The organism is Synechococcus sp. OH2 (genome assembly GCF_047462155.1).
GTDB lineage: Bacteria > Cyanobacteriota > Cyanobacteriia > Thermostichales > Thermostichaceae > Thermostichus.
This window is the reverse complement of the sequence record NZ_JANSIR010000050.1, coordinates 39209-42053: the sequence shown is the minus strand read 5'-3', so window position 1 is coordinate 42053 and position 2845 is coordinate 39209. Positions and strand designations below refer to the sequence as shown.

3 protein-coding genes are annotated in these 2845 nt (G+C 63.6%); 1 reads left to right on the top strand and 2 read right to left on the bottom strand.

What is annotated here, in order from left to right:
• Positions 1 to 232 precede the first annotated feature (232 nt).
• Both NW835_RS04075 and NW835_RS04070 read right to left on the bottom strand, forming a co-directional pair.
• Positions 233 to 697, bottom strand: coding sequence for an FKBP-type peptidyl-prolyl cis-trans isomerase (locus tag NW835_RS04075; protein WP_414364129.1), 465 nt, complete (start codon positions 695 to 697; stop codon positions 233 to 235).
• A 64-nt stretch (positions 698 to 761) separates the two neighbouring features.
• Complete coding sequence (locus tag NW835_RS04070; protein WP_414364130.1) at positions 762 to 1424, bottom strand: hypothetical protein; 663 nt, start codon at positions 1422 to 1424, stop codon at positions 762 to 764.
• A 55-nt stretch (positions 1425 to 1479) separates the two neighbouring features.
• On the opposite strand from NW835_RS04070, the gene NW835_RS04065 reads away from it, so the two are divergent.
• A partial coding sequence (locus tag NW835_RS04065; RefSeq protein ID WP_414414579.1) for a cobalamin biosynthesis protein occupies positions 1480 to 2845 on the top strand: 1366 nt, incomplete at its 3' end.

The following is a 2845-nucleotide window of genomic DNA, read 5'->3' as shown; positions in this document are numbered from 1 at the left end:
CCAGATGAGCCACTATTTTCTGCTCGATCAGGGATCGTTCCAGCCCCTGCCGCACTTGGCGGAAGTGCTGGCGCAGGCGAGCTTTTTCTGCGCTAGGAGCTTCAGGGGGAAAATTGGGCTCCACAGACGGAGACAGGTTTGTTACCCAGAAGGGAGTCGCGGCAGCGCCCTGCAATCTCACCGCCTTGACTTTCCCCACCCCCAGTCAAGCTTAGGCGTGGATATCCAGAGTCTACTGGATGGCCAGGAGCTCCACTTCAAAATCAAGGGTGGCGTTGGGTGGGATCACGCCGCCGGCGCCGCGGCTGCCGTAGGCCAACTCCGGCGGAATGCGCAAGTACCGCTTACCCCCCACCCGCATCGTGGCCAGACCTTCCTCCCAGCCGCGGATCACCTGCCCTACTCCGTAGGTGAAGGTGAAAGGTTGATTGCGCTTATAGGAGCTATCGAAGACGGTGCCATCCTGCAGCTTGCCCACATAGTTCACCACCACCGTTTGCCCCGGTTGAGGTGAAGGCCCACTGCCTTGAGCGATGTCGTAGTATTGCAGGCCAGACTCGGTGGTGATGAAGTCTTTGGCTGGGGATTGGATGCCCACCACGGGGTTGTCTTTGGCCCGCGACAGAGCCACGGCCGGCTGTCCACCCCACATCCCGATCCACAGCAAACCCAGCAACAGCAGCAGCATCCGTTTCATCTGTTGGCGTCTCCCCTCGCCGACTTTTTGCTTCCCCTTCCTTCAACAATCTTAGGGGATCCCTTCATCCTTTTATTTCGGCAAATTCGATGATCTGCCCTTGATGATCGCGCACCCAGAAGACAAAAGGCTTTTCGGAGCGGACGCTGTTGCGGATCCCTTGCTTGTTGATCCGCTTCAGGAGGGCTTTGAGGGCTTCCCGTTCATAGGTGGTGTGGCGATAGCGGACGCCGCTGCTGCGACTGGCTGCCGCCCCGTAGGCAGGTACAGAGGGGAGCCTGGAGGGACTGCCGTAGGGGACGGAGGCCGCGTAGGGATCAGTAGAACCAGGGATCACGTGCAGTTGCACCGTATCGGAGAGCTGATACCAGAGGCCAGGGGTATCGAGAGGTGTCGAGGTGGGGCGGGCTTTGGCATCGAGGCGGGAGCTGAGGCCAATATCCCCTGGAAAATAGGGTGATCCCAGGCTAGAGCTGACGACGCTTTGCTCGTAGCCGTAGTAGTACTGCAGTGGCAGCTCCGCCTCCGGCAGCTTCAAAACCTTTTCGTAGAAGCCCCTTGCCTGCTCCAGATCGGGCACGATGATGGTGTACACCCGGGGAGCGCCACTTAAAAATGTCCACATGGCCCCGCCATAGGCCGATAGCAACAAAAACATCAGCCCCTTCGTGGAGAGCAGAGCCTCCAGGGGGATCAGCGGCAGCATCAGTCCAAGGGGGGTTGGCATTGGCGCTCGTCTATTTGCGGGTGGCTCTGTAGTCCAGTATAGGATCCCTAGGCTAATGAAGCTTGCCCTGTTTGCCCCTACCCCGCGCGGTCGCCGCTTGGCCCAGCCTTTGCTGTCGCTACTGCCGGAGGAGTGGATCTGCTGGAGCAAGGCCAACCCCCCGGGAGAGCCGCTGCCACCCCCCTGGCAAGCCTATGGGGATCCCTTGGCGGCAGCGGTGGCCCAGAGCTGGCCGCAGGTGCAGGGCTGTATCTTTGTCTTGCCAGTTGGGTCGGTGGTGCGGCTCATTGCCCCCCTCCTGCAAGACAAATACCGGGATCCGGCGGTGGTGGTGGTGGACGAAGCTGGGCGCTGGGCCATTAGCCTCTGTGGCGGCCATGTGGGAGGAGCTGAGGCGCTGGCGCGGCGGGTGGCGGCTGCTTTGGGAGCCGAGCCCATCCTCACCTCTGCCTCAGAAGGGCTGGGGATCCCGCCTTTGGATGGGCTGGGGGATCCCTACGGTTGGCAGCGGGGCACCGGCGATTGGAACGGAGTGGCAGCCGCTCTGGCGCGGGGAGAGCCGGTGGTGGTTCAGCAAACCTGTGGCACACAGCTTTGGCGCCAGGCCTGGCCCCCAGATCACCCCCTTTTCACCACCCCTCCTGAGCAGGCGGTGGCCCAGGTCCGGATTGGCGAGTATACAACACCCTGCCCCCCCATCCCCACCGTCCACTGGCATCCACGGGTGCTGTGGGTGGGTGTGGGCTGCGAGCGGGGCACCAGCCGCGCCTGGCTGGAGGGATCCCTGCGCCGCCTGCTGCAGGCCCAGGGGCTGGCCTTCGAGGCCGTTGCTGGCTTGGCCACCCTGGAGCTGAAACGGGATGAAGCGGGACTGCTGGAGTTGGCCCAGGCCTACGGCTGGCCTATCCAGTTCTTCTCTGCCGAAGCCCTGGCCGGGATCCCAGTTCCCCACCCTTCGGAGGCGGTGCGGCAGGCGGTGGGCACCCCTTCGGTGGCAGAGGCGGCTGCTCTTTTGGCTGCCCAGCGCTGGTCGGGGGAGGACGAGCTAGCCCAGGAGGGGGCCACCCTCCTCTGCCCCAAGCAGGTCTTTGCCTCAGAGACTGAGGGAGCGTGTACCCTGGCCATTGCCCGCGCTGCTCAGGAGTATTCCCCTCGCGCCGGGCACCTGTGGCTGATTGGCACCGGCCCTGGGGATCCCGCTCAATTGACCTTGGCTGCCCGCCTGGCTCTGGCCCAAGCCGACGTGGTGATTGGCTACCAGCTCTATCTGGACTTGGTGGCACCCCTCCTGCACCCCGGCCAAATTCGGGAGGCCTTCCCCCTCACCCAAGAGGTGGAGCGGGCGCAGCGGGCCATTGCCCTGGCCCAGCAGGGGTTGCAGGTGGCGGTAATCTCTTCGGGAGATGCCGGGATCTACGGCA